The organism is Nocardia mikamii NBRC 108933 (assembly GCF_001613505.1).
GTDB lineage: Bacteria > Actinomycetota > Actinomycetes > Mycobacteriales > Mycobacteriaceae > Nocardia > Nocardia mikamii.
Genome location: NZ_BDCM01000003.1, coordinates 224,807 through 245,438, shown reverse-complemented (window position 1 = coordinate 245,438; position 20,632 = coordinate 224,807). Strand labels below are relative to the sequence as shown.

Genomic DNA, 20,632 nt, shown 5'->3' with positions numbered 1-20,632 from the left:
GTTGACGTGTCCGTTCGAGACCGAGGATTCAGGACCGTCATGCACCTTTCCGAGTTACCCGACCTTCGCGGCCGGCACGACCCCGCCGGACCCTGTGTGGCCGACGATCAAGTCGAGTTGACCAACGCCGAGTTCGCCGATGCGGTACGGCGCGCGGCCAGTGCCCTTGCCGCGCACGGAGTTTCCTCCGGCGATGTCGTCGCGGTGATGTTGCCCAACACTGTGGCACTGGTGGTGTCCCTGTTCGCCGCATGGCGTCTGGGCGCCGCGGTGACGCCGATCAATCCGTCGCTGGTCCCGGCCGAGGCCGGCTATCAGGTCGCCGATGCCGGGGCCGAGGTGCTGGTCACCGATCGGCCGATGGATATCGGGGTCACGGTCCTCACCCCTGCCGCGCTCACCGCGCGACCGCCCGCCGCTGTCGCCCCCGAAACTCGCGACGACGCGCTGGCCCTGCTCGTCTACACCAGCGGGACCACCGGGCGGCCCAAGGGCGTCATGCTCGATCACGCGAACCTGAACGCCATGTGCGCCATGGTGATCGGTGCCTTCGAACTCACCGCCGCAGACCACAGTCTGCTGGTGTTGCCGCTGTTCCATGTCAACGGCATCGTGGTGAGTACTCTCTCCCCGCTGCTCGCCGGCGGGCGCACCACGATCGCGGGACGGTTCAGCCCGAACGCGTTCTTCGACCGGCTCGAACGTAGCCGCGCCACCTACTTTTCCGCGGTGCCGACCATCTACACGATGCTGGCCGATCTGCCGCCGGACACCACCCCCGATACCTCGGCGGTGCGATTCGCGGTCTGCGGCGCCGCCCCCGCCAGTGCCGAACTGCTGCGCAAGTTCGAAAATCGTTACGGCATACCGATCATCGAGGGCTACGGGCTGTCCGAGGGCACCTGCGCGAGCGTCGTCAATCCGCTGCGCGGCAGCCGCAAGCCGGGCACGGTCGGTCTCCCGCTGCCCGGCCAGACGATCCGCATCGCCGACCCCGACGGCAATCCGGTCGCCGACGGTGTCACGGGTGAGGTGCTGATCCAGGGCCCGAATGTCATGCGCGGCTATCTGAACCGGCCGGAGGACACGGCCCGCACGATCATCGACGGCTGGCTGCACACCGGCGATATCGGCCGCATCGACGAGGACGGCTACCTCGTCCTGGTGGACCGCGCCAAGGACATGATCATCCGCGGCGGCGAGAACATCTATCCCAAGGAGATCGAGAGCGTCGTCTACCAGCTGCCCGAGGTCGCCGAGGCCGCGGTGGTCGGCCGGGCCAGCGAGCTCTACGGCGAGGAGCCCGTGCTGTTCCTCGCACTGAACTCCGGCGCCACCCTCACCGCCGAACAGGTGCTCGCCCATACCCGGCGGAATTTGTCGAAATACAAACTGCCGGTGGCGATCACATTCCTCGACGATCTGCCCAAGAACGCCGTCGGCAAACTCGACAAACCGTCGCTGCGCCGCGCGCCTACCGCCTGATCCGCCCCACGAGAAGGAGATATTCCGATGGGATTCACCAAGCCGGATCTGCCGGCAGTCGATCCGGACACGTTCCTGCAGAAACCGCTGATGGAGCGAATGCGCATCCTCGGCGCGGATTGGGCCGAAAACGGCTTCGGCTCACCGAAGATGGTGCACTGCGTCTACATCCTCAAGCTGGTCGTGCTCTACGCGATCGGCGGAATCACGGTGGCCACACTGACTTCCGGGCTCCCGGCGTTCTGGCATGTGGCCGAATGGTGGAATCAGCCGATCGTCTATCAGAAGGCGGTCGTCTGGACGGTGCTGCTGGAAGTCGTCGGTCTCGCCGGTTCGTGGGGGCCGTTGGCCGGCAAGGTGAAACCGATGACCGGTGGCATCCTCTTCTGGGCTCGGCCCGGCACCATCCGGCAACGCCCGTGGGCGTGGGTCCCCGGCACCGGCGGTGATCGCCGCACCTGGTTCGACGTCACCCTCTATCTGGCCCTCCTGGCGAGTCTGGTGATCGCGCTGGCTCTGCCCGGCGCGCACAGTGATTCGCTCGCGGCGGCACTGCCGGACAACGCGTCCGGGCTCATCGCTCCCGCCGCGCTGCTGGCGCCGATCGTGCTGCTGATTCTCAACGGCCTGCGCGACAAGGTCATCTTCCTCGGTGCCCGCGGCGAGCAGTATCTGCCGGCGCTGATCGCGTTCACGGTGTTCCCGTTCGTCGACATGATCGTCGCGTTGAAACTGCTGATCGTGGTCGTCTGGGTGGGTGCCGGATTCTCCAAACTCGGCAAGCATTTCTCCAACGTGGTGCCGCCGATGGTGTCCAACAGCCCGTCGGTGCCGTTCAAGTCGGTCAAACGCGCGCACTACAAGGACTTCCCACGCGATATGCGTCCCTCCGGCGTCGCGCATTTCATGGCCCACGTCAACGGCACCTGTGTGGAGATGCTGGTTCCGCTGGTGCTGCTGTTCTCCACGAACAAGTGGGTGACGCTGATCGCGGTGCTGATCATGGTGATCTTCCACCTGTTCATCGTGTCCACCTTCCCGCTGGCCGTGCCGCTGGAATGGAACGTGCTGTTCGCCTACGCCACCGTCTTCCTTTTCCTCGGATTCCCGGCCTGGAACGGGTACGCCGTGTGGGACATGTCGCCGGTGTGGCTGGTCGTCCCGGTGGTCGCCGCGCTGCTGTTCTTCCCGGTGCTCGGCAATCTGCGGCCCGACAAGGTCTCGTTCCTGCCGTCGATGCGGCAGTACGCGGGCAACTGGGCCTCGGCGGTGTGGACGTTCGCTCCGGGCACCGAGGAGAAGTTGAACCGGGTGACCCGCTCGGCCAGCAATCAGATCGACCAGTTCATCGAATTCGGTTACGAACCGCAGTGGGCGGAGATCACCCTGCAGAAGACGATCGCCTGGCGCACCCTGCACAGCCAGGGCCGCGGCCTGTTCTCGCTGCTGATCGCGCGGCTGCCGGATATCGATTCGCGCACGGTCCGGGAGGGGGAGTTCCTCTGCAACTCGATCGTGGGGTTCAATTTCGGTGACGGCCACTTCCACGACGAGGAGATGATCCGCGCGGTGCAGGACGAGGCTCGCTTCGAACCCGGCGAATGTGTGGTCGCCTGGGTGGAATCGGAGGCGTTCGGCAGCGGCGTGCAGCACTACAAGCTGATCGACGCCGCACTGGGCGTGGTCGAACGCGGCACCTGGCGGGTCGCGGACGCGGTCGCCGAGCAGCCGTGGTTGCCGAACGGCCCGATTCCGTTGCGGCCCACCTGGGTTCGCTCCGCTTCGGTGAGCGCCGAGCCGACGCCGGACGATTTCGGAGTGGTGGCGTGACAACAGCTCTGGTGGTCGGCGGCGGGCCCAACGGACTCGCCGCCGCCGTCGCCCTCGCCTCCGAAGGGGTCGAGGTCACCGTGCTCGAGGCGGCCGAGCAGATCGGCGGCGGCACGCGCAGCAGCGAGGCCATCGTCCCCGGCCTGCTGCACGACCACTGCTCGGCCATCCACCCGATGGCCGTCGGTTCGCCGTTCCTCGCGGGTCTCGGCCTGGATCGTTACGGGCTCACCTGGCGACTGCCGGAGATCGACTGCGTGCATCCGCTCGACGACGGCACCGCCGGCGTGCTGTATCGCTCGGTGGAGCGGACCGCGGCCGGACTCGGACGTGACGAATCGCGTTGGCGGCTGATGTTCGACCGCCCGGTGCGCCGCTACGACGCGTTGAGCGAGGACATCATGCGGCCGCTGCTGCGCGTACCGCATCACCCGCTGACGTTGGCTCGGTTCGGGTTGCCGACACTGCTGCCCGGTTCGGCCGTCGCCCGGGTGTTCCGGACCGAGCAGGCACGCGCACTGTTCGGAGGCGTCGCGACCCATGCCTTCCGGCCGCTGCACCATCCGCTCAGTTCGGCCGTCGGCCTGGGCATCCTCACCGCCGGCCATCGGTACGGCTGGGCGGTGGCCGAGGGCGGATCACAGTCGATCGCGAATGCGCTGGCGGCACTGCTGGCGGAGCTGGGCGGAAAGATCGAGACCGGGGTGCGGGTCGAGTCGGCGGCCCAGTTGCCACCGGCCGACATCACCATGTTCGATCTGGCGCCCGATGCCGTCGCTCGCATTCTCGGCGATCGGTTACCGCGGCGAGTTCGGCACGCGTTCGCCCGTTTCCGGCGCGGGCCCGGGGCCTACAAGGTCGACTTCGCGGTCGCCGGTGGGGTGCCGTGGACGGCTCCGCACGCGCACCGGGCCGGGACGGTCCACCTCGGTGGGACCTACGCGGAGCTGGCCGCCGGTGAACGCGAGATCCACGCGGGCCGGATGCCCGAGCGGCCCTTCGTGCTGGTCGGACAGCAGTATCTGGCCGATCCGCAGCGTTCGGCGGGTGACATTCACCCGGTGTGGAGTTACGCCCATGTGCCCAACGGGTATTCGGGCGACGCGACCGAGGCGATCGTCGCGCAGATCGAGCGGTTCGCTCCCGGGTTCCGGGAACGCATTGTGGGACAGGCGGTTCGCTCGACCACGGAGATGGACGTCTACAACCCGAACTATGTCGGCGGCGACATCATGACCGGCGCCAAGGACATTCGCCAGCTGATGTTCGGACCGCGAACCACGTTGTCCCCCTACAGTCTCGGCGTTCGCGGCATGTACATCTGCTCGGCCGCGACCCCGCCCGGGCCGGGCGCTCACGGCATGTGTGGCGCCAATGCCGCCCGGCTCGCGGTGGCCGAAGTGGTGGACCGGTAGACGATTCGGGGCGGCGAGACGGAGATCGGCTCGGAGAAAGCCCCGCGTCGTCTTCACTTCAAGACGTTGACCGCCCGCGCGATGACCAGGCCCGCGGTGATCAGCGACAATGCCGATTCGGCCATCATCAGCGTCTTGGCCCAGCGCGTCATCGGCATCACGTCCGTGGGGCTGAAGGCGGTGGCGTTGGTGAACGAAAGGTAGAGATAATCCACGAATTCCGGCTCCCAGTCGGCGGGGGAGAGGTCGGGATTCTGCATCTGGACGAACAGGAAATCCGGAAGCGGTTTGCGGGCATGAGCCCGTGCGGCGGGGCCGCCGCGATCGAATTCCCAGAACCAGAGCGCGAATACGGTGACATTGGTCAGCCAGATCGCCGCGCCCGAACCGAGCAACACCGGGGGATCGTCGCTGAGGGTGCCGTTGATCAGTCCGGCCACCAGCCGGAACACCGACCAGGCGGTGGCGATGCCCAGCAGCGCGGACAACCCCAGGCTGCACGAGCGCAGCCAGGTCTCCTCCCGGTCGAGCCGAACGGGACTGCTCACCACCAGCACGATCAGCAGCACCGTCTCCAACGTCGGCAGCAGCCAGATCGGCCGGAGTTGGAAGTGATCGGGTAGCAGCAGCTGCAGGACGATGATGCCCACCATCGCCGCCGTCGCCGCCCACCGCGATTCGCCGGTCGTGCGGCGCGCCCACGCCGGAACGTCGTCGGTGTCGTTCTCGGAACCGCTCACCCGTGCAGTATTGCCCGCTCCGTGTCTATCGGCAGCACGGCACGCTACCGGTGCTCGCCGGAGCCGGAGTTCGCTTCGGCCTCGCGGACGCCACCGTAGATGCCGCGCCGGACGACGAATCGCTGGAGCGCATCGGTGGTCCGGAGCGGGAAACGGAAGCTGCGCCCGTTCGGTGCGAACACCGTCAGGCCGTCGCGCTGGACGCCGAGCACCGAACCCCACCGGCGCTTCGGCGGCCGGTACCCACGAAGGGCGGTGCCGTTCGTGTGCGCACGGATGTTGTGTGCCACCACTTTGTGGCCCTGATTGCGCGCCGAGGAGCGCAACCGATCGGTGGCCGCGACGTCGCCCACCGCGAAGACATCGTCGTAACCGGCGACGCGCAGGGTGGGCAGCACCCGGACGAATCCGCGCTCGTCGAGCATGTCGGCCGGAAGCCACGCGGTGTTCGGCCGGATCCGCCCGATCGCCCAGACGACCACATCGGCGGACGTCGGCGGCTGGCCGGTGGACCACTTCACCGGCCCGGAGGTGAGATCCGGGGCGGGCGGCGGTATCGCGCGACGGCCGGGGTGGATCACGACTCCGAGTGCGCCGAGCCGGGATTCGACCCGCGTCCACACCCGGTGGTGGTGTTCGGGGAGGGCCCGCTGCCCCGGGAAGTAGAGATGGACGTCTTTGGCCGGCCAGCGTTCGGCGATCTGCGCCGCACAGCTCACCGCCGCCGCGCCCCCGCCGACGACCGCTACCGTGCCCGCGTCGGCGATGCGCCGATGGGACGAGGCGAGGTCGGCGTCGACGTCGGCACGGTCTTGCAGGGTGGGGTGCCGCCAGAAGCCGTTGGTCACCCCGGTGGCGATCACCAGGAGGTCGTACGGCTCGTCGCTCGAGGATCCGTCGACACGCCGCACCCGGACGGTCCGGTGCGCGGTGTCGAGTGCGGTGGCGCTGCCGTGCACGATGCGCATCCGGTCGAGACCACGAAATCGGTCGTAGGCAATGCGATAGTCGCGCATCCACTCCTGCGGGCGGGCCAGTCGCAGGCCGAGTTCCTGGCCGCTGACGAAGCCGGGCTTGGTCGTGATGCCCACGAGGTCGGCGTACCGGCCGAGCCGGGTTCCGGTCAGGACACCGGTATCGCCCAGTCCGACGATGACGACCCGAGGTGCGGTCATACCGCTCGTTTCCGTGGTGGCAGCGGCACGAATGCCGAAACCCGGTGCACCACATCGCGATACGCGGGCCGTCGCTGGAGGCTGCGCTGTTCCATCATCGGAATGCTCACACCGACGAACATCGCGACCATCGCCACCACGCCCGCGAGAACCCACCAGCTGCCCGGGGCGGCGGCCAGACCGAACAGGCCGAACGAGAGCCAGACGCCGCACTCCCCGAAATAGTTCGGATGCCGCGACCACGCCCACACCCCTCGGTCCATGACCTGGCCGGGGTTCTCGGTGGCGGTGAAGCGATGTATCTGCAGGTCGGCGACGGCTTCCAGGGCCACCGCGCCCGCACCGATCACGAAGGCGACGACGTCGAGCACGCCGAACGGTGCGCCGGCGCGCGTCGCGACCACGTACACCGGAATCATGCCGGCGAACACCTGCAGCGTGGGAAAGACGTGGATCCCGAACAGATCCGCGGCGAAGGCGAATCTGCCCGCTCGCTCCCGCACCATCGGATAGCGCCAATCCTCGTGGTGCATCCCGGGAAATGTGGTCACCCAGTTGGCGGTGAGCCGCACCGCCCACACCAGCATGACGGCGATCATCAGCCACCAGCGCGCGGGTTCGGACGGCTCGCCGCTGCGGATCCACCAGTAGAAGGCCAGCAGTGGCGGGATCACGCTCCAGTACGGGTCGTAGAAACTGGAATTCTTGTAGATCCGGCTGAATACGAAGACCACGATCGTCGCGATCAGATCGGCGATCAGGCCGTCCAGCCACAGCAGTCCGGTGTCCGGACCCCACAGCAGCCACACCAGTGCCACCCCGACGGCTACCACATAGGCGGCCGTGACTCGAACCAGGGAGTCCGCTCTGCTCATGAGCGCACTCTATGCACCATGCATGCGGAGCGACGCGGGATTCGGGCAAGACCGTGCTGATCGTGCAAAGCGCCGGTACGAGACAGCGTGACCGACACGTTGATTCACTCCATGAGATGTCGATATTCGTCCGCGGCGCCGGGGGTGAGCAGAGTGGGAAGCACGAAACGCACCTGTGCCCGGATGTATTGCTCGACGGTGTAGCGCGGCGCGAAATGCCACTGTTTGAGGGCCCAGGCGTGGGCGAGCATCATCAGGTTGAAGACGACGAGATCCGGATCCAGGTCGTTCATCAGCCCGGCCGCGATTCCCGCTTCGACGGCGGCCCGCAGCGGGGCCGAGGTTTCGACCTCGAGTTCCTTGATCCGTTCCCGGCCCTCCGGATCGAGGGTCCGGCTCTCCCGATAGGTCAGGACCACGGCGTCGAGGTTCTCGTCGACGATTTCCACGTAGTGGCGGAAACCGGCGACGAGCCGCTCCACCGGATCGTCGCCGACCGCGTCCATGGCCGGATCCAATTCGTCCCGGAAGGCGTCGAGGATGTCGACGATGGCCGCGAGCAGCAGGTCTTCCTTACCGCCGAAATACTTGTAGATGAGCCCGACGCTCACATCGGCCTGATCCGCGAGCGCCTGCATCGACATCTGATGAAAGCCGGTGGTCTGCATGACGGCGACGGCCGCGTTGAGGAGTTGGCGCCGGCGCGAACTGGTTCGCACCGCACGCACCGCCTCCTCGAGTTCCATCGGTGCGGATCGCTTCGCCATCGGGCATACCTTTCCGTATCTGCGCAGTCGAATGAACGACGGTTCACTCAACTCTAGAGTGGTCCACCGAGAATCAGATGCCCAGCTCCTTCGCGATGATCGTCTTCATGATCTCGGTGGTGCCGCCGTAGATGCTCTGAATACGCGCGTCGACGAACGCCCGAGACACCGCGTATTCGCGCATATAGCCGTAGCCGCCGTGCAATTGCAGACAGCGGTCGGCCACCCGCATCTGCAGTTCGGTGGTCCACCATTTCAGCCGGGCGGCGCGGGCCGCGGTGAGGCCGCCGGCGATGTGTTCGGCGAGGCAGTCGTAGAGGAAGGTCCGCGCGATATCGAGTTCGGTCGCCAACTCCGCGAGCACGAATTGCGTGTTCTGAAAACTCGCGACCGAGGTGCCGAAGGCCTTGCGTTCACGCACGTAGTCCAGGGTCTGCGCGAGTACGCCCTCGGCCGCCGCGACCGCGCCGACCGACAGCGACAGCCGCTCCTGCGGCAGGTTCCGCACCAGCTGATAGAAGCCCTCGCCCTCCGCGCCGAGCCGGTTCGCCACCGGCACCCGCATCTCGGTGAAGCTCAGTTCGCTGGTGTCCTGGGCGTGCAGGCCGATCTTCTCCAGGTTGCGGCCGCGGCCGAATCCCGGTGTGCCGGCCTCGACGACCAGCAGCGTCAGCCCCCTGTGCTTGTCCTCGCCGGTGCGGACCGCGACCACGAACAGGTCACCGTTCTGCCCGTTCGAGATGAAGGTCTTACTGCCGTCGACCACGTAATGCTCGCCGTCGCGGACGGCGGTGGTGCGAATGCCGGTGAGGTTGCTACCGGTACCCGGTTCGGTCATGGCGATTCCCAGGACGGTCTCGCCGGTGACGACGCCGGGCAGCCAGCGGGCCTTCTGCTCCTCGTCGGTGAGATCGGTCAGATAGGGCAGCACCACATCGTTCTGCAGGGAGAACGCGATACCCGCCGCGGCCGCACCCGCCCGCGTGATCTCCTCGATCACGATGGCGTGGTAGCGGAAATCCTCCACCCCCGGACCGCCGAAACGCTCCGGGACCGGGAAGCCGAGCAGTCCCAGCTTGCCGGCCTCGGTGAACAACGATCGGTCCAGGCAGCCGGCCCGTTCCCAGTCCTCGTGGACCGGTGCGACCCCCTGCCGGACGAAATCGCGCACCACGGAACGGAATTGGCGGTGTTCGGAGTCGTACTCCAGTCGTGCGTTCATGAGACCTCTTGTCAGCGGAAGGCGTTCTGGCCGGTGAAGGCCTGGCCGAGCACGAGTTGGTGCATCTCCGGCGTCCCCTCGTAGGTGAGCACGGATTCGAGGTTCACCATGTGCCGGATGACCGGATATTCGAGCGAAATACCGTTGCCGCCGAGGATGGTTCGCGCGGTGCGGCAGATCTCGATCGCCTCGCGGGTGTTGTTGAGTTTGCCGAAACTCACCTGTTCGGGGCGCAGTCCCACCGAATCCTTGAGCCGGCCCAGATGCAGTGAAAGCAGCTGGCCCTTGTGCAGTTCGACGGCCATATCGGTGAGTTTCGCCTGGGTCAGCTGGAATCCGGCGATCGGGCGGCCGAACTGGTTGCGCTGCATCGAATAATCGCGGGCCGCCTGCCAGGCCGTGCGGGCGGCGCCCATCGAACCCCAGATGATGCCGTAGCGCGCCTCGGACAGACTCGACAGCGGCGCCTTCACACCCCGGCCCTCGGGCATCATCGCCTCGGCGGGCAGGCGCACGTCGTCGAGGACCAGTTCGCTGGTGATCGAGGCGCGCAGCGACAACTTGTGCTTGATGGTGTGCGCGCTGAATCCCCGGGTGTCGGTGGGCACGATGAACCCGCGGATGCCCTCGTCGGTATCGGCCCACACCACCGCGACATCGGCGATCGAGCCGTTGGTGATCCACATCTTGCGCCCGTTGAGGATCCAGTCGTCACCGTCTCGCTTGGCGCGGGTCCGCATGGCCCCCGGATCGGATCCGACATCCGGTTCGGTGAGGCCGAAGCAGCCGATGATCTCGCCCGCGGCCATACCCGGCAGCCACCGCTGCTTCTGTTCCTCCGAACCGTTGTTCCAGATGGAGAACATGGCCAGTGAGCCCTGGACCGAGACCAGGGACCGGATACCGGAATCGCAGGCTTCGAGTTCGAGACAGGCCAAGCCGTAGTGCACGGCCGAGGCGCCACCGCATCCGTATCCCTCGAGGTGCATGCCGAGCACACCGAGTCTGCCGAATTCGCGGGCCAGATCGCGAGCGCCGGGCAGGTCGCCGGCTTCGAACCAGTCGGCGATATGGGGGGTGATGTTTTCGGCGCAGAAGCCGCGCACACTGTCGCGGACGGCCCGCTCGTCCTCGGTCAGCAGCGAATCGATGGCCAGCGGGTCGAGTGCGTCGAATGCGGGGGGACGTTTCGCGCTCATGGGTTTTCCTTGTCCGGATAGGTGAACAGGCCGGCCGCGGCGTCGTCGCGGGCCTGTTCGGTGAGTTTGTAGTGCAATTTCTTGCCGGTGGCCGACACCGGCAGCGAATCGACGAAGCGGTAGGCGCGTGGGCGTTTGAACGCCGAGAGCATGGGATGGGTGCGGCAGTGCCGGTCCAGCTCGGCCACGCCGACGCCGGGCTCTGCGGCGACCACGTAGGCCACCACCACCTGCCCCCAGCGCTCGTCGGGAATGCCCACCACCAGGCAGTCGTCTACGCCGGGATGTTCGTTGAGCGCCTCCTCGACCTGGACGGGATGGACGTTCTCGCCGCCGGACAGCAGCATGTCGTCCTTACGTCCGACGATGGTGACGAATTCCTGCTCGTCCCAGGTGGCGAGGTCACCGATATACAACCAGCCGCGATGGAACTTGCGGGCCTCCTGGTCGGGCGAGTCGACATAGGCATTGGCGCCCTTCGGGGATCGGACGATGATCTCGCCCACCTCCGTGCCGTCCTTGGCGACGGTCTCCTCGGGCTCGGCCGGCCGGTCGTCGAATACCCGCACCACCGCCACGTCGTCGTCGATACACGCGCGCCCGGCGGTTCCGGCCATGGCCGGCAGATCGGTCGGCCGCAGAAAGGTGTTCCAGAAACCTTCGGTGCTGCCGTAACCGTTGAAGATGTTGGGATTCAACACCTTCTGATACCGCAGCGCGGCCTCGCGTTCCAGCGGAGCGCCCATCGTCACGATGCCGCGCAGGCTCGACAGATCGCGCCGCCTGGTCTCCTGCGCGTGGGCGAGCATGGCCAGATTGGTCGGCGCGCCGATGAGGAAGGTCAGGCCGTAGCGCTGCACGTGGTCCAGGGTGGTGCCGGCGTCGAAGGCGCGCATCGGCACCAGCGACGAGCCCAGGTAGAACGTGGGATTCGGTCCCGCGCAATACAATCCGCCGCGGTGGAACCACGGGGTCATGTTCAGCGTCTTGTCCTCGGGCGACAACGGGAAATGCATGACGACGTCGTGCGCGCTGAAGATCTCCACCAGGCTGTTGAGCGGTACTCCCTTCGGCATCCCGGTGGTGCCGGAGGTGTAGAGGCGGGTGGTCTCGTCCCACACCGTGCGCTGCGTGTCGAGCGGCCGCGCCGTCGTCGCGAACAACTCGTCGAAGCGGACCGCGCCCGGGAGCGGTTCGCCCGGACCCGAAGCCACCAGCAGTTCGGGACGGAAGGCGCTGCGCTCCAGGGCCTCTCGCACCATAGGCGTGAGTTCGGTGTCGTAGACGAACACTCGGGGGCGGCTCGACGCGAGGATGTAGGACGTCTCACCGGCGGCGAGCCGGAAGTTCATCGGCGAGCCGACGGCACCGGCGGCCTGCGTCGCCAGATACAGCTCGGCGAACTCGACCCCGTTGAACAGCTGATATGCCACGACGTCACCCGGCTCGACACCGACGTCGGCAAGGCCGGTGGCCAACCGGTCGACACGGTCGCCCAGGTCGGCGTAGGTGACGGTCCCGGTCGCCGGATCCTCGATCGCCGGGTGCCGGGCGTAGCGGTGGACGTTGCGCCGGAAACCGTTGAGATAGGTGAAATCGTGTTCGAAGTACTGCCGGTAGGCGTGGGCGTCGTACATCTGGTCCTCCGAAGTCGGCTCGGCGCTCAGCCGGCCATGGTGAGTCCACCGCTGACGCTGAGCACCTGACCGGTGATGAACGAGGCGTCGGGGGAGGCGAAGAACAGGGCCGGGGCGGCGACCTCTTCCGGCCGGGCGAGGCGGCGGAACGGAATCGCCTTGATCAGAGCCTGTTTCAACTTCTCGTCCTGGGCCTGGAACAGCGGGGTGTCGGTCGGGCCGGGGCAGACGCAGTTGACAGTGATCGAATAGCGGGCCATCTCGCGCGCCAGGGATTTGGTCAGGGCGATCACGCCGCCCTTGGCGCCGGCGTAGATGGTTTCTCCCGAGCTGCCGACGCGTCCGGCGTCGCTGGCCAGGTTGATCACCCGCCCGCCGCCTGCCTCCACCATGCCCGGCAGGAACGCGCCGCACATATGCACCGGTCCCAGGTAGTTGATCGCCACCACCTTCTGCGCGAATTCCGGTGTGGCGTTGAGGAATTTGTCGGTGCGATCCCAGCCGGCGGCATTGACCAGGATGTTCGGCACGCCGACCTCGGCGTGCACCTGATCACGCAGGGCCTGCACCTGGGCGGCGTCGGCGATGTCGACCTTCATCGCGACGATGCGGTCGGACTGCTGTTCGGCGGTGCGCTCGGCGGCGTCGAGGTCCAGGTCGGCGGCCACGACCCGGTCGCCGCGGGCGGCCAGGGCCAGGGTGATCGCCCGGCCGATGCCCGATCCCGCTCCGGTGACCACCGCAATGGTGTTGTCGCTCATGATGTCCGGCTCCTCAGTTGCCGGTGACCGCGCGGGCGGAGGGGAAGTCGGGGGCACGCTTCTCGCGCAGGGCGGTATAGCCCTCGGTGACATCCGGGCCCATGAAGCAGAGCATTTCGTAGGCGGCGGACTGGTCGAAGATCGGACCAGCCTGCTTGAGCCAGTTGTTGAGCGCCTTCTTCGTCCACCGGATGGCCAGCTGCGAACCGCCGGCCAGCTTGTTCGCGACCGCCAGCGCGTCGTCGAGTACCCGGTCGCGCGGCACCGCGCTGGTGACCATGCCGATGCGCTCGGCCTCGGCGCCGCCGACCATCTCGCCGGTCAGCAGGTAGTACTTGGCCTTGGCCATACCGGACAGCAGCGGCCAGAGGATCGCCGCGTGATCGCCGGCGGCCACGCCGAGCTTCACATGCCCGTCGCCCAGTTCGGCGTCCTCGGCGCAGATCGAGATATCCGAGAGCAGGGCCACGACGAGCCCCGCGCCGACCGCGACGCCGTTGATCGCGGCGACGACCGGCTTCTCGCAATTGATCATGTTGTAGACCAAGTCGCTCATCTCCTGCAGCATGTTGGCCACCCGCTCGTGGTTGCCGGCCATGCGCTCGACCATCGCCAGGTCACCGCCGGCGGAGAACGCCTTCCCGGCGCCGGTGATCACCGCGACCCGGGTCTCGGGATCGGCGGAGACATCCGTCCAGACCCGGGCCAGCTCGGCGTGCATCTGCTCGTCGGCGGCGTTGTATTTCTCCGGTCGGTCGATGGTGATCAGCAGGACACCGTCGTCCGGGCGTTTGAACGTGAGCTGGGAATAGGTCGAGAAATCCATGGCACTTCCTTCTGCTCCGACGAACCGGCGAGCGGATCGCCGCCGCGATGAGTGAATTGGTATTTGTTGTGAATGAACGTACATTCAACGCATATGTGTGTCAAGGACCACAGTCGCCGCTCGGCCCCGGCCCGAGGCAGTCCGACGTGCGGATTCGCCGGTTTCCTGACAGGCCGGGCGCCGGATGCGACGATGATCGGCATGGGCGATTCCGACGATCAGTGGTACTACTGCCTCAAACATCACCGCGCCGAACAGGGCAAGCGGTGCTGGTTCGCCGATCGGATGGGGCCGTATCCGGACCGCGCCACCGCCGAGCGGGCGCTCGAGATCGTGCGCGAACGCAATGCCCGCGAGGATGCCCGCGACGGGAGAGACTGAGCCGCTCGTGCCCTCTCAGGTGGGTGGGCTACGGTTCTCCAGAGCACGTCGTGCCCGGATCCGGGCACGCGCAGTCAGGTCGAATCGAGTGGAGGGCGACTTGTGAAGGTGACCGTGGTGGTGCCGACCTACAACGAGCGGGAGAACCTGCCGGTGGCGGTGGAGCGGCTGACCGCACTACCGGTCGCCGATCTGCATGTTCTGGTGGTCGACGACAACTCCCCGGACGGCACCGGCGAGGTCGCCGACAAACTGGCCGCCGACCTGCCCTCGGTGGTGGGTGTGCTGCACCGCACCGAGAAGGACGGCCTCGGCCGCGCCTACATCGCCGGCATCACCGCGGCCCTCGACCAGGGCGCCGACGTGGTGATCCAGATGGACGCCGACCTCTCCCACCCGGCCGAGGTGATTCCGGCCATGCTGGAGAAGCTCGAGACCTCCGATGCCGGTGTGGTCCTGGGATCCCGCTACGTCGAGGGCGGCTCCACCGCGGCGGAGTGGAAGTGGTACCGCAAGGCGCTGTCGGCGTGGGCGAACTTCTACGTCAACGCGATCCTGCGGCTCGGTGTCAGGGACGCGACCGCGGGATTCAAGGCGTGGAAGGCGGACACGCTGCGCGCCATCGATGTGGCGTCCATCCACAGCAACGGCTACTCGTTCCAGGTCGAGATGAACTACCGCACGATCAAGCAGGGCATCTCGATCGCCGAGGTGCCGATCCGCTTCGAGGAGCGCACCAAGGGCGCGTCGAAGATGAGCCTCAAGGTGCAGCTGGAATCGGCGCTGATGCCGTGGAAGCTGTTGTTCGGCCGCCGCGTCTAGCGACTGGAGCGTCCGGAGGTCAGGGCACCGCCACCACCGCCGCGTCGACCGGCCAGTCCCGCAGCGTATCGACGAACAGTTGCCGCACCCGCGCGATGTCGTCGTCCATGTGCTGGGGATCCCAGCCGCTCACATCGATCGGTGCCAGCACCGCCACGTCCACCGTGCCCTTGCGCACGATTGCCGAGTTCCGCCAGGCGATTTCGCCCGCGTTGCGGATGACGAGCGGAATGATCGGCACTCCGGCTTCGATCGCGATGTGGAAGGCGCCCTTCTTGAACGGGCCGATGCGTGGCGTCATCGAGCGCGTGCCCTCCGGCGCCACCACGAGCGAGAGTCCGCCGCGCAGGGTGTCGACGACCGGTTCCAGCGCCGCCTTCGCGCCGGTGGTGTCGGAGCGATCGATGAAGGTCGCCTCGGCGAACCGCAGCAGCGGGCCGAAGACCGGATTGGTGGTGACCTCCTTCTTCACCACCGCGGTGAATCCCGAGCGCAGCACCGCGGCCAACACCACCATGTCGAACTGGCTCTGGTGATTGAACAGGAAGACCGCCGGACGGGGCTGCCGGGCGTGCTCGGCGCCCACCACCCGCACCCGCACGCCGGTGGTCCGCAGCGTCGCGTCGGCGGCGGTGGCGATCATGGCGTCGGCCATCGCGCGGTGGCGGCGGGTGGCCGCGCGGGAGACGACCCCGAAGGCCGCGCCGCTCAGCAATCCGGTGAAACCTACCGCGGTACGGGCGAAGTCGGTGACACCCGCCGGGTCCCGCGGCTTGAAGGTCAGGGTCGGCCAGTCGCGTTCACCGGCGGTCATCGACATCCGCGGACCCGGATTCACCGCGACCGGATGGCCGACCGTTTCCAGCAGCGGAACGTCCGGGGCCGCATCGGCATAGGCGTAACTGCCGGCGGGATCGATATCGTTTTCGGCGGCGAAGCGGCGCACCGCCGCGGCCTTCTCGGTGCGCCACAGCGGTTTTCCCTCGGTGAAGCCGGTGAGCACACCGTCGGCGGTGGCCATCGCGGTGTAGAGCACATGGTCCACGCCCAGTTCCCGGGCCACCGGCAGCACCTGGAAACGGGTGAGGCTGGTGACGATCACCACCGTATGCCCGGCCGCCTCGTGCTCCCGGATCAGTTGCCACGCTTCGGGATACACGTGCCCGTGCACGGTACTGCGGAAGAGCTGTTCGCCGAGTTCGGTCAGCTCCTGTTCGGAACGGCCCACCCATACCCGGGCGACGCGCTGCAGGAACCGCTCGTATTCGCCCTCGGTCCGCGAACCGCGAATGCTGTAGAGCATCGTGTCGGTCAGCGCCCGGCGCGAGTCGCGCCCGCGTAGCAGGCGCAGCGGCGCGGCGGCGGGCGCGAAGCCCGCGACCACCGTTCCGCCGAAGTCGAAGACGGCCGCCACGCGCGGGCCCTGCGGCCCGGTCCGGATGGCGGAAATCGCTTCGGAAAGGTTCACACTGTCCCCTGCGGTGCGCGATTGGACGGGTCGAGGGCGGCCGCACGGGAAATGCGGATACCGATGGTGCGCAGTTCGTCGGCGAGTTCTCGCCGACGCCGCGCGAGATCCGGGGTGTCGGGATCGAGCAGACCGTGATTTTCCGCGAGTTTCATCGCGCTGGAGAACAATTCGGAGGACACCGACTCGGTGCTGTGCAGCCGTTGCTGCAGCAGCATCTGGCGTCCCACGGCCAGGCATTCGTCGACGAACTGTTTGCGGTCCAGCGGCGCGGCCGGATCGGCGGCGGCCAGGCGCTCGGCCACCACCAGCTGGGCGTCGAAGAACGACCGCACGACGCGGTGCGCCATGATGAAACCCGAATCCGCCAGTGCGCAGACCAATTCCGCGGCGCTGGCGCGCTGCTCCCAGTGCGGATCCAGCAGTAGCAACTCGGCGTTCATCGCCGCCGCGAATTCGACCCGGTCGGGAAAGAAGAATTCGAACTTCAGTAGATCGCGCAGCCGGTAGGCCGCATCCCAGATCACTTCGATACCGGGAGCGGCGCCGGCTTGTTCGTCGGCCACCTCGAGGATCGCCAATTCCAGGATCGCGCGGTCCACGAACCAGTGCACCGCGCTGTTGCGGTAGAACGCCGCCTCCAGATGGGCGCCCGCTTCGATCGAATACACCGGTTCCAGCCCACCGCGGTAGACCGTCACCACCTTGGCCAGCGACAGCTGTTCCAGCACCACCGCCAGGCCCTGATCGTCGCGCAGCGTATCCAGCTCGCCGGTCGGAAGGGCGCGCCGCTCGATGTATCCGCGGACCGGCTCCAGCGTCTGACGTACCTCGCCGAGAGTGAGCGCGCGCTCGTGCACACCCAGCAGGGCCAGCGTCACCAGTGCGTTGACCGTGACCGGCGTGACCGCGTTGATACCGACCGCCACCTCGAAGGCCAAGCGCTGCACGGCCTTACGCTGCCGGTCCGTCGCTTCCTCGCTGTCCGGGGCCGGCGATTCCGGATCACCGTGTGCGGCCAGCCGGTCGCGGGCCGACAGTGGGGCGCCGAAGCGGACGTAGACCCGCCCCGCGGAATGCTGCTGGCTGCGGATGTAGCGGGCCAGCCAGGTCAGCCCCTCGGGCTTCTTGGTGCCGCCGACCTGTTCGGTGGCAATGGATCCCAGTTCGTTGAGCCGCTCGTAGGTGATCGACACCGGCACCAGCATGACATCGTCGATGCGCCGCGAACGGATGGCCGAGGCCAGATAGTTCAGCAGTCCGAACCGGGGCGGGCGCAACTTCCCGGTACGGGTGCGCCCACCCTCGAAATACCACTCCAGATTGAAGCGTTTGGCGAGCAGATAGGCGAAGTACTCCTCGACCACGGCCTTGTAGATCTCGTCGTCGCCGAAGCTGCGGCGGATGAAGACGGTGCCGGTGCGGCGCGCGATCGGCCCCATCGGCCAGAAGCTGAGATTGGCGCCGCCGATCACGTGGTTGGGTGGAAAGTCGTTGCGCGCCAACGCGTCGCCGAGGACGAATGCGTCCACGTAGGAGCGGTGCGAGGGCAGGAACACCAGCGGATAGTTGCGATTGAGCCGCCGCAGCGCGGCCAGTCCGGACCGGTCGCAGTCGATCTTCCAGGCCGAGGCGTGCACCGGCCGCATCGCCTGGGTGAACAGATCCGAGATCAGCCGGCTCTGCGCGGCCACGAGTTCCCGCAGTGCCTTCTCGGCCCGGCGGTACACCTCGCGGGGTTGCGTTCCGGTCTCGGTGGCGATGGCGTCGAGGCGGCGCAGGAAGTCGGGGGAGTCGAGAATCTCCTCGACCACCATCCGGGGGACCTTGTAGCGGTCGCCGATCACCGATCGTTCGGCGCGTTCGAGCGCCACCGTGCCCGCGCGGACGATCGCCCGCGCGAACGGTTCCGAACTGTCCGCGGCCCCGGGGTTGTTCGCGCGCAGATCGCTGAGCCGCGCGGGCTGTCCGGTGAGGATGAGATGGCGGTCGGGCGCCTTGTTCACCAGCCGGCGCTGGAGCAACCGGTGTGGCCGGCGCGGATCGCTCAACAGCGCCAGGTCGGCGAAGGTGGTGCGCCGCACGCCGTCTCGTTCCGGCGGGAGCCACAGCACCCGGATCGGGATCACCAGCGGGTCGTCGCGGCGGCCGACGAGCCGGGCGGCGATGGCCGCGGCGTCCAGGTCGATCTGGGTGACGGGAGCGTCGATGCCGAGTTCGGCGGCGATCCCGCCCTCGGCGAGCCAGCCGCCGATCAATTCGCGTTCCACCGGCGACACCGCGTCGACCAGGGCCACCGCCGAGCGCGGCAGATCCTTCGCGGTACTCGGAGCCGGATTGCCGGCGGCGTGATCGATCATGGCGGGCCCCTCCTCGACGGCGCTCCACCATTCAAGCTCGCGGAAGCGGATTCGCGCAGGAAGTTGGCCACGACGCTCGCAAAGCGAGTCCGATGTGTGCTCCGGCACAATACCCGCAAGCACAGGTAATGCTAACCTCACCTCTGGTAGTTAGGTAAGCATAACCTTGGAGGAACGGTGTCGACCACGGACGAGCGGGTGCGAAACGGTTACGGGGACGGTCCGGGGGCGACGGGGCAGCTGGCAACGGGGACGGAGGTGACGGGCACGGCGCCGGCGATCGCACCCGCCGACGCCGTGGCGGCGCTCGCCGCGGCCGACCGCTTCGGCGAGTACGTCGGCTACGAGGGTCCCGACGGCTGGGTGTTCGCCGCCGATCCGATCGGCAGCATCGAATTGGATTCCGGCGAACTGCGTGTCGAGTGGGAGGGCCGGACCACCGTCGAGCCGTGGCAGGGCCGTCCGGCCGCGGTCGTCGACGCGGCGCTGGCCGCGCTCCCGCTGCAGGGGCGCAACGCCTACGGCTGGATCGGATTCGAATTCTGCGCTTGGGCGCTGGGCGCCGATGCGCACGTACCGGCCCGAACCACCCTGGCGCATCTGATGATTCCGCGCATCGAGGTGCGCATCGACGCCTCCGGTGTGCGGGTGTCCGGTGCGACGCCCCGCGAGACCGCGGAGATCCACGAACTGATCGCCCAGGCGAATGCGCAACCTCCGGCCCGGCCGCGGCCGGTGGATGTCACCATCGACCCGACCGACTACCGAGGCCGGGTCGCCGAGGCGGTCGACGAGATCCGGGCCGGGCGGTATCAGAAGGTGATCCTGTCGCGGAAGGTGGATCTGCCCTTCCCCGTGGACGTTCCGCAGACCTATCGGCTCGGGCGCGCCAACAACACGCCCGCCCGCTCGTTCCTGTTGCGGCTGGGCGGCCTGGAGGCGGCCGGATTCAGTCCCGAACTGGTGGCCTCGGTCGACCGGCACCGGGTGGTGACGACCGAGCCGCTGGCCGGCACCCGCGCCTTCGGCCGCGGTGAGACGGCCGACGCCGCCGCCCGCGAGGAGCTGGTCGGTGATCCGAAGGAGATCGTCGAGCACGCCATCTCGGTGCAGACCTCGTTCGGCGAGATCGCCGCGGTGGCCGAGCCGGGCAGCACCGCCGTCTCCGATTTCATGGCGGTGCGTGAACGCGGCAGCGTGCAACATCTGGCCTCCACCGTGCGGGGCACCCTCGCCGAGGACAAGAGTGCCTGGGACGCGCTGGAAATGCTGTTCCCCTCGGTGACCGCCTCCGGCATCCCCAAGCGCACCGGCGTGGACGCGGTGTTCCGCCTCGACCACGACGCTCGCGGCCTGTATTCCGGTGCGGTGGTGACCGTTTCGCCTGGCGGCGCGCTGGAGGCCACGCTGGTGCTGCGGGCGATCTACCAGACCACGGAGGGCGCCTGGCTGCGCGCCGGGGCCGGCATCGTCTCCCAGTCGCGCCCGGAACGCGAATTCACCGAGACCTGCGAAAAGCTGGGCAGCGTAGCGCCGTACGTCGTCGAAGCCTGACGGAGCGGAACACGGACCGAGCCCGGCGGGGGTTCCCGCCGGGCTTCTTCGTACCGGGCGCTTGAGCCGAATCCTGTTCGGCGGCACGGCTGTTCGGCGGCGGCTGTTCGTCGGC

At 67.7% G+C, this 20,632-nt stretch carries 17 protein-coding genes; 6 read left to right on the top strand and 11 right to left on the bottom strand.

What is annotated here, in order from left to right:
- Positions 1 to 39: 39 nt before the first annotated feature.
- From NMI01S_RS02620 to NMI01S_RS02610, 3 genes are read left to right on the top strand one after another with little or no spacing between them, the layout of a single operon-like run.
- Positions 40 to 1,485 (top strand): class I adenylate-forming enzyme family protein, encoded by a 1,446-nt coding sequence (locus NMI01S_RS02620; protein WP_062994404.1) that lies wholly within the window; start codon positions 40 to 42, stop codon positions 1,483 to 1,485.
- Between the two features lie 27 nt (positions 1,486 to 1,512).
- On the top strand, positions 1,513 to 3,315 hold the full coding sequence (locus NMI01S_RS35530; RefSeq protein ID WP_062994403.1) for a DUF3556 domain-containing protein: 1,803 nt from the start codon (positions 1,513 to 1,515) through the stop codon (positions 3,313 to 3,315).
- Complete coding sequence (locus NMI01S_RS02610; protein ID WP_062994402.1) at positions 3,312 to 4,730, top strand: phytoene desaturase family protein; 1,419 nt, start codon at positions 3,312 to 3,314, stop codon at positions 4,728 to 4,730. The genes NMI01S_RS35530 and NMI01S_RS02610 overlap by 4 nt, the downstream gene beginning before the upstream one ends.
- A gap of 53 nt (positions 4,731 to 4,783) precedes the next feature.
- Here NMI01S_RS02610 and NMI01S_RS02605 read toward each other — a convergent pair whose 3' ends face one another.
- The 9 genes from NMI01S_RS02605 to NMI01S_RS02565 all read right to left on the bottom strand — a co-directional run bounded on the left by NMI01S_RS02605 (position 4,784) and on the right by NMI01S_RS02565 (position 13,932).
- Positions 4,784 to 5,470 carry a hypothetical protein gene (locus tag NMI01S_RS02605; protein WP_062994401.1) on the bottom strand — a complete coding sequence of 229 codons (687 nt, stop codon included), beginning with the start codon at positions 5,468 to 5,470 and terminating at the stop codon, positions 4,784 to 4,786.
- A gap of 44 nt (positions 5,471 to 5,514) precedes the next feature.
- Complete coding sequence (locus NMI01S_RS02600; RefSeq protein ID WP_062994400.1) at positions 5,515 to 6,645, bottom strand: FAD-dependent oxidoreductase; 1,131 nt, start codon at positions 6,643 to 6,645, stop codon at positions 5,515 to 5,517.
- A complete protein-coding gene (locus NMI01S_RS02595; RefSeq protein WP_084512201.1) occupies positions 6,642 to 7,520 on the bottom strand; it encodes a DUF1295 domain-containing protein in 879 nt (292 codons plus the stop codon). Before NMI01S_RS02595 ends, NMI01S_RS02600 begins: the two co-directional genes overlap by 4 nt.
- A gap of 104 nt (positions 7,521 to 7,624) precedes the next feature.
- Positions 7,625 to 8,287, bottom strand: a complete 663-nt coding sequence (locus NMI01S_RS02590; RefSeq protein ID WP_062994398.1) for a TetR/AcrR family transcriptional regulator — start codon at positions 8,285 to 8,287, stop codon at positions 7,625 to 7,627.
- Positions 8,288 to 8,360: 73 nt separating this feature from the next.
- The gene (locus tag NMI01S_RS02585; protein WP_062994397.1) at positions 8,361 to 9,509 is read right to left on the bottom strand and encodes an acyl-CoA dehydrogenase family protein; all 1,149 of its coding nucleotides are present in this window, start codon (positions 9,507 to 9,509) and stop codon (positions 8,361 to 8,363) included.
- An 11-nt stretch (positions 9,510 to 9,520) separates the two neighbouring features.
- On the bottom strand, positions 9,521 to 10,708 hold the full coding sequence (locus NMI01S_RS02580; protein WP_062994396.1) for an acyl-CoA dehydrogenase family protein: 1,188 nt from the start codon (positions 10,706 to 10,708) through the stop codon (positions 9,521 to 9,523).
- Positions 10,705 to 12,345: a class I adenylate-forming enzyme family protein gene (locus NMI01S_RS02575; RefSeq protein ID WP_062994395.1), complete on the bottom strand. Its 1,641-nt coding sequence runs from the start codon at positions 12,343 to 12,345 to the stop codon at positions 10,705 to 10,707. Before NMI01S_RS02575 ends, NMI01S_RS02580 begins: the two co-directional genes overlap by 4 nt.
- Before the next feature lie 26 nt (positions 12,346 to 12,371).
- Positions 12,372 to 13,106 carry an SDR family NAD(P)-dependent oxidoreductase gene (locus NMI01S_RS02570; RefSeq protein WP_062994394.1) on the bottom strand — a complete coding sequence of 245 codons (735 nt, stop codon included), beginning with the start codon at positions 13,104 to 13,106 and terminating at the stop codon, positions 12,372 to 12,374.
- 13 nt (positions 13,107 to 13,119) lie between these two features.
- Entirely contained in the window at positions 13,120 to 13,932 is an 813-nt protein-coding gene (locus NMI01S_RS02565; protein WP_062994393.1) for an enoyl-CoA hydratase/isomerase family protein, read from the bottom strand.
- A 201-nt stretch (positions 13,933 to 14,133) separates the two neighbouring features.
- Between NMI01S_RS02565 and NMI01S_RS02560 the strand changes: the two genes are divergently transcribed.
- Both NMI01S_RS02560 and NMI01S_RS02555 read left to right on the top strand, forming a co-directional pair.
- A complete protein-coding gene (locus NMI01S_RS02560) occupies positions 14,134 to 14,313 on the top strand; it encodes a hypothetical protein (protein WP_036497946.1) in 180 nt (59 codons plus the stop codon).
- A 120-nt stretch (positions 14,314 to 14,433) separates the two neighbouring features.
- Positions 14,434 to 15,135: a polyprenol monophosphomannose synthase gene (locus tag NMI01S_RS02555; protein WP_062994739.1), complete on the top strand. Its 702-nt coding sequence runs from the start codon at positions 14,434 to 14,436 to the stop codon at positions 15,133 to 15,135.
- 19 nt (positions 15,136 to 15,154) lie between these two features.
- On the opposite strand, the gene NMI01S_RS02550 is transcribed toward NMI01S_RS02555, so the two are convergent.
- Both NMI01S_RS02550 and NMI01S_RS02545 read right to left on the bottom strand, forming a co-directional pair.
- Positions 15,155 to 16,603 (bottom strand): HAD-IB family hydrolase, encoded by a 1,449-nt coding sequence (locus NMI01S_RS02550; RefSeq protein ID WP_062994392.1) that lies wholly within the window; start codon positions 16,601 to 16,603, stop codon positions 15,155 to 15,157.
- Positions 16,600 to 18,963, bottom strand: a complete 2,364-nt coding sequence (locus NMI01S_RS02545; RefSeq protein WP_084512198.1) for a glycerol-3-phosphate 1-O-acyltransferase — start codon at positions 18,961 to 18,963, stop codon at positions 16,600 to 16,602. The genes NMI01S_RS02550 and NMI01S_RS02545 overlap by 4 nt, the downstream gene beginning before the upstream one ends.
- A gap of 240 nt (positions 18,964 to 19,203) precedes the next feature.
- Between NMI01S_RS02545 and NMI01S_RS02540 the strand changes: the two genes are divergently transcribed.
- Positions 19,204 to 20,517, top strand: coding sequence for a salicylate synthase (locus tag NMI01S_RS02540; RefSeq protein ID WP_174554442.1), 1,314 nt, complete (start codon positions 19,204 to 19,206; stop codon positions 20,515 to 20,517).
- Positions 20,518 to 20,632: the final 115 nt, after the last annotated feature.

What these genes read in the sequence shown, in the direction of transcription:
- NMI01S_RS02620 (WP_062994404.1), top strand. Translation starts at nt 40, where the DNA reads ATGCACCTTTCCGAGTTACCCGACCTTCGCGGCCGGCACGACCCCGCC.
- NMI01S_RS35530 (WP_062994403.1), top strand. Translation starts at nt 1,513, where the DNA reads ATGGGATTCACCAAGCCGGATCTGCCGGCAGTCGATCCGGACACGTTC.
- NMI01S_RS02600 (WP_062994400.1), bottom strand. Translation starts at nt 6,645, where the DNA reads ATGACCGCACCTCGGGTCGTCATCGTCGGACTGGGCGATACCGGTGTC.
- NMI01S_RS02595 (WP_084512201.1), bottom strand. Translation starts at nt 7,520, where the DNA reads ATGAGCAGAGCGGACTCCCTGGTTCGAGTCACGGCCGCCTATGTGGTA.
- NMI01S_RS02590 (WP_062994398.1), bottom strand. Translation starts at nt 8,287, where the DNA reads ATGGCGAAGCGATCCGCACCGATGGAACTCGAGGAGGCGGTGCGTGCG.
- NMI01S_RS02585 (WP_062994397.1), bottom strand. Translation starts at nt 9,509, where the DNA reads ATGAACGCACGACTGGAGTACGACTCCGAACACCGCCAATTCCGTTCC.
- NMI01S_RS02580 (WP_062994396.1), bottom strand. Translation starts at nt 10,708, where the DNA reads ATGAGCGCGAAACGTCCCCCCGCATTCGACGCACTCGACCCGCTGGCC.
- NMI01S_RS02575 (WP_062994395.1), bottom strand. Translation starts at nt 12,345, where the DNA reads ATGTACGACGCCCACGCCTACCGGCAGTACTTCGAACACGATTTCACC.
- NMI01S_RS02570 (WP_062994394.1), bottom strand. Translation starts at nt 13,106, where the DNA reads ATGAGCGACAACACCATTGCGGTGGTCACCGGAGCGGGATCGGGCATC.
- NMI01S_RS02565 (WP_062994393.1), bottom strand. Translation starts at nt 13,932, where the DNA reads ATGGATTTCTCGACCTATTCCCAGCTCACGTTCAAACGCCCGGACGAC.
- NMI01S_RS02560 (WP_036497946.1), top strand. Translation starts at nt 14,134, where the DNA reads ATGGGCGATTCCGACGATCAGTGGTACTACTGCCTCAAACATCACCGC.
- NMI01S_RS02545 (WP_084512198.1), bottom strand. Translation starts at nt 18,963, where the DNA reads ATGATCGATCACGCCGCCGGCAATCCGGCTCCGAGTACCGCGAAGGAT.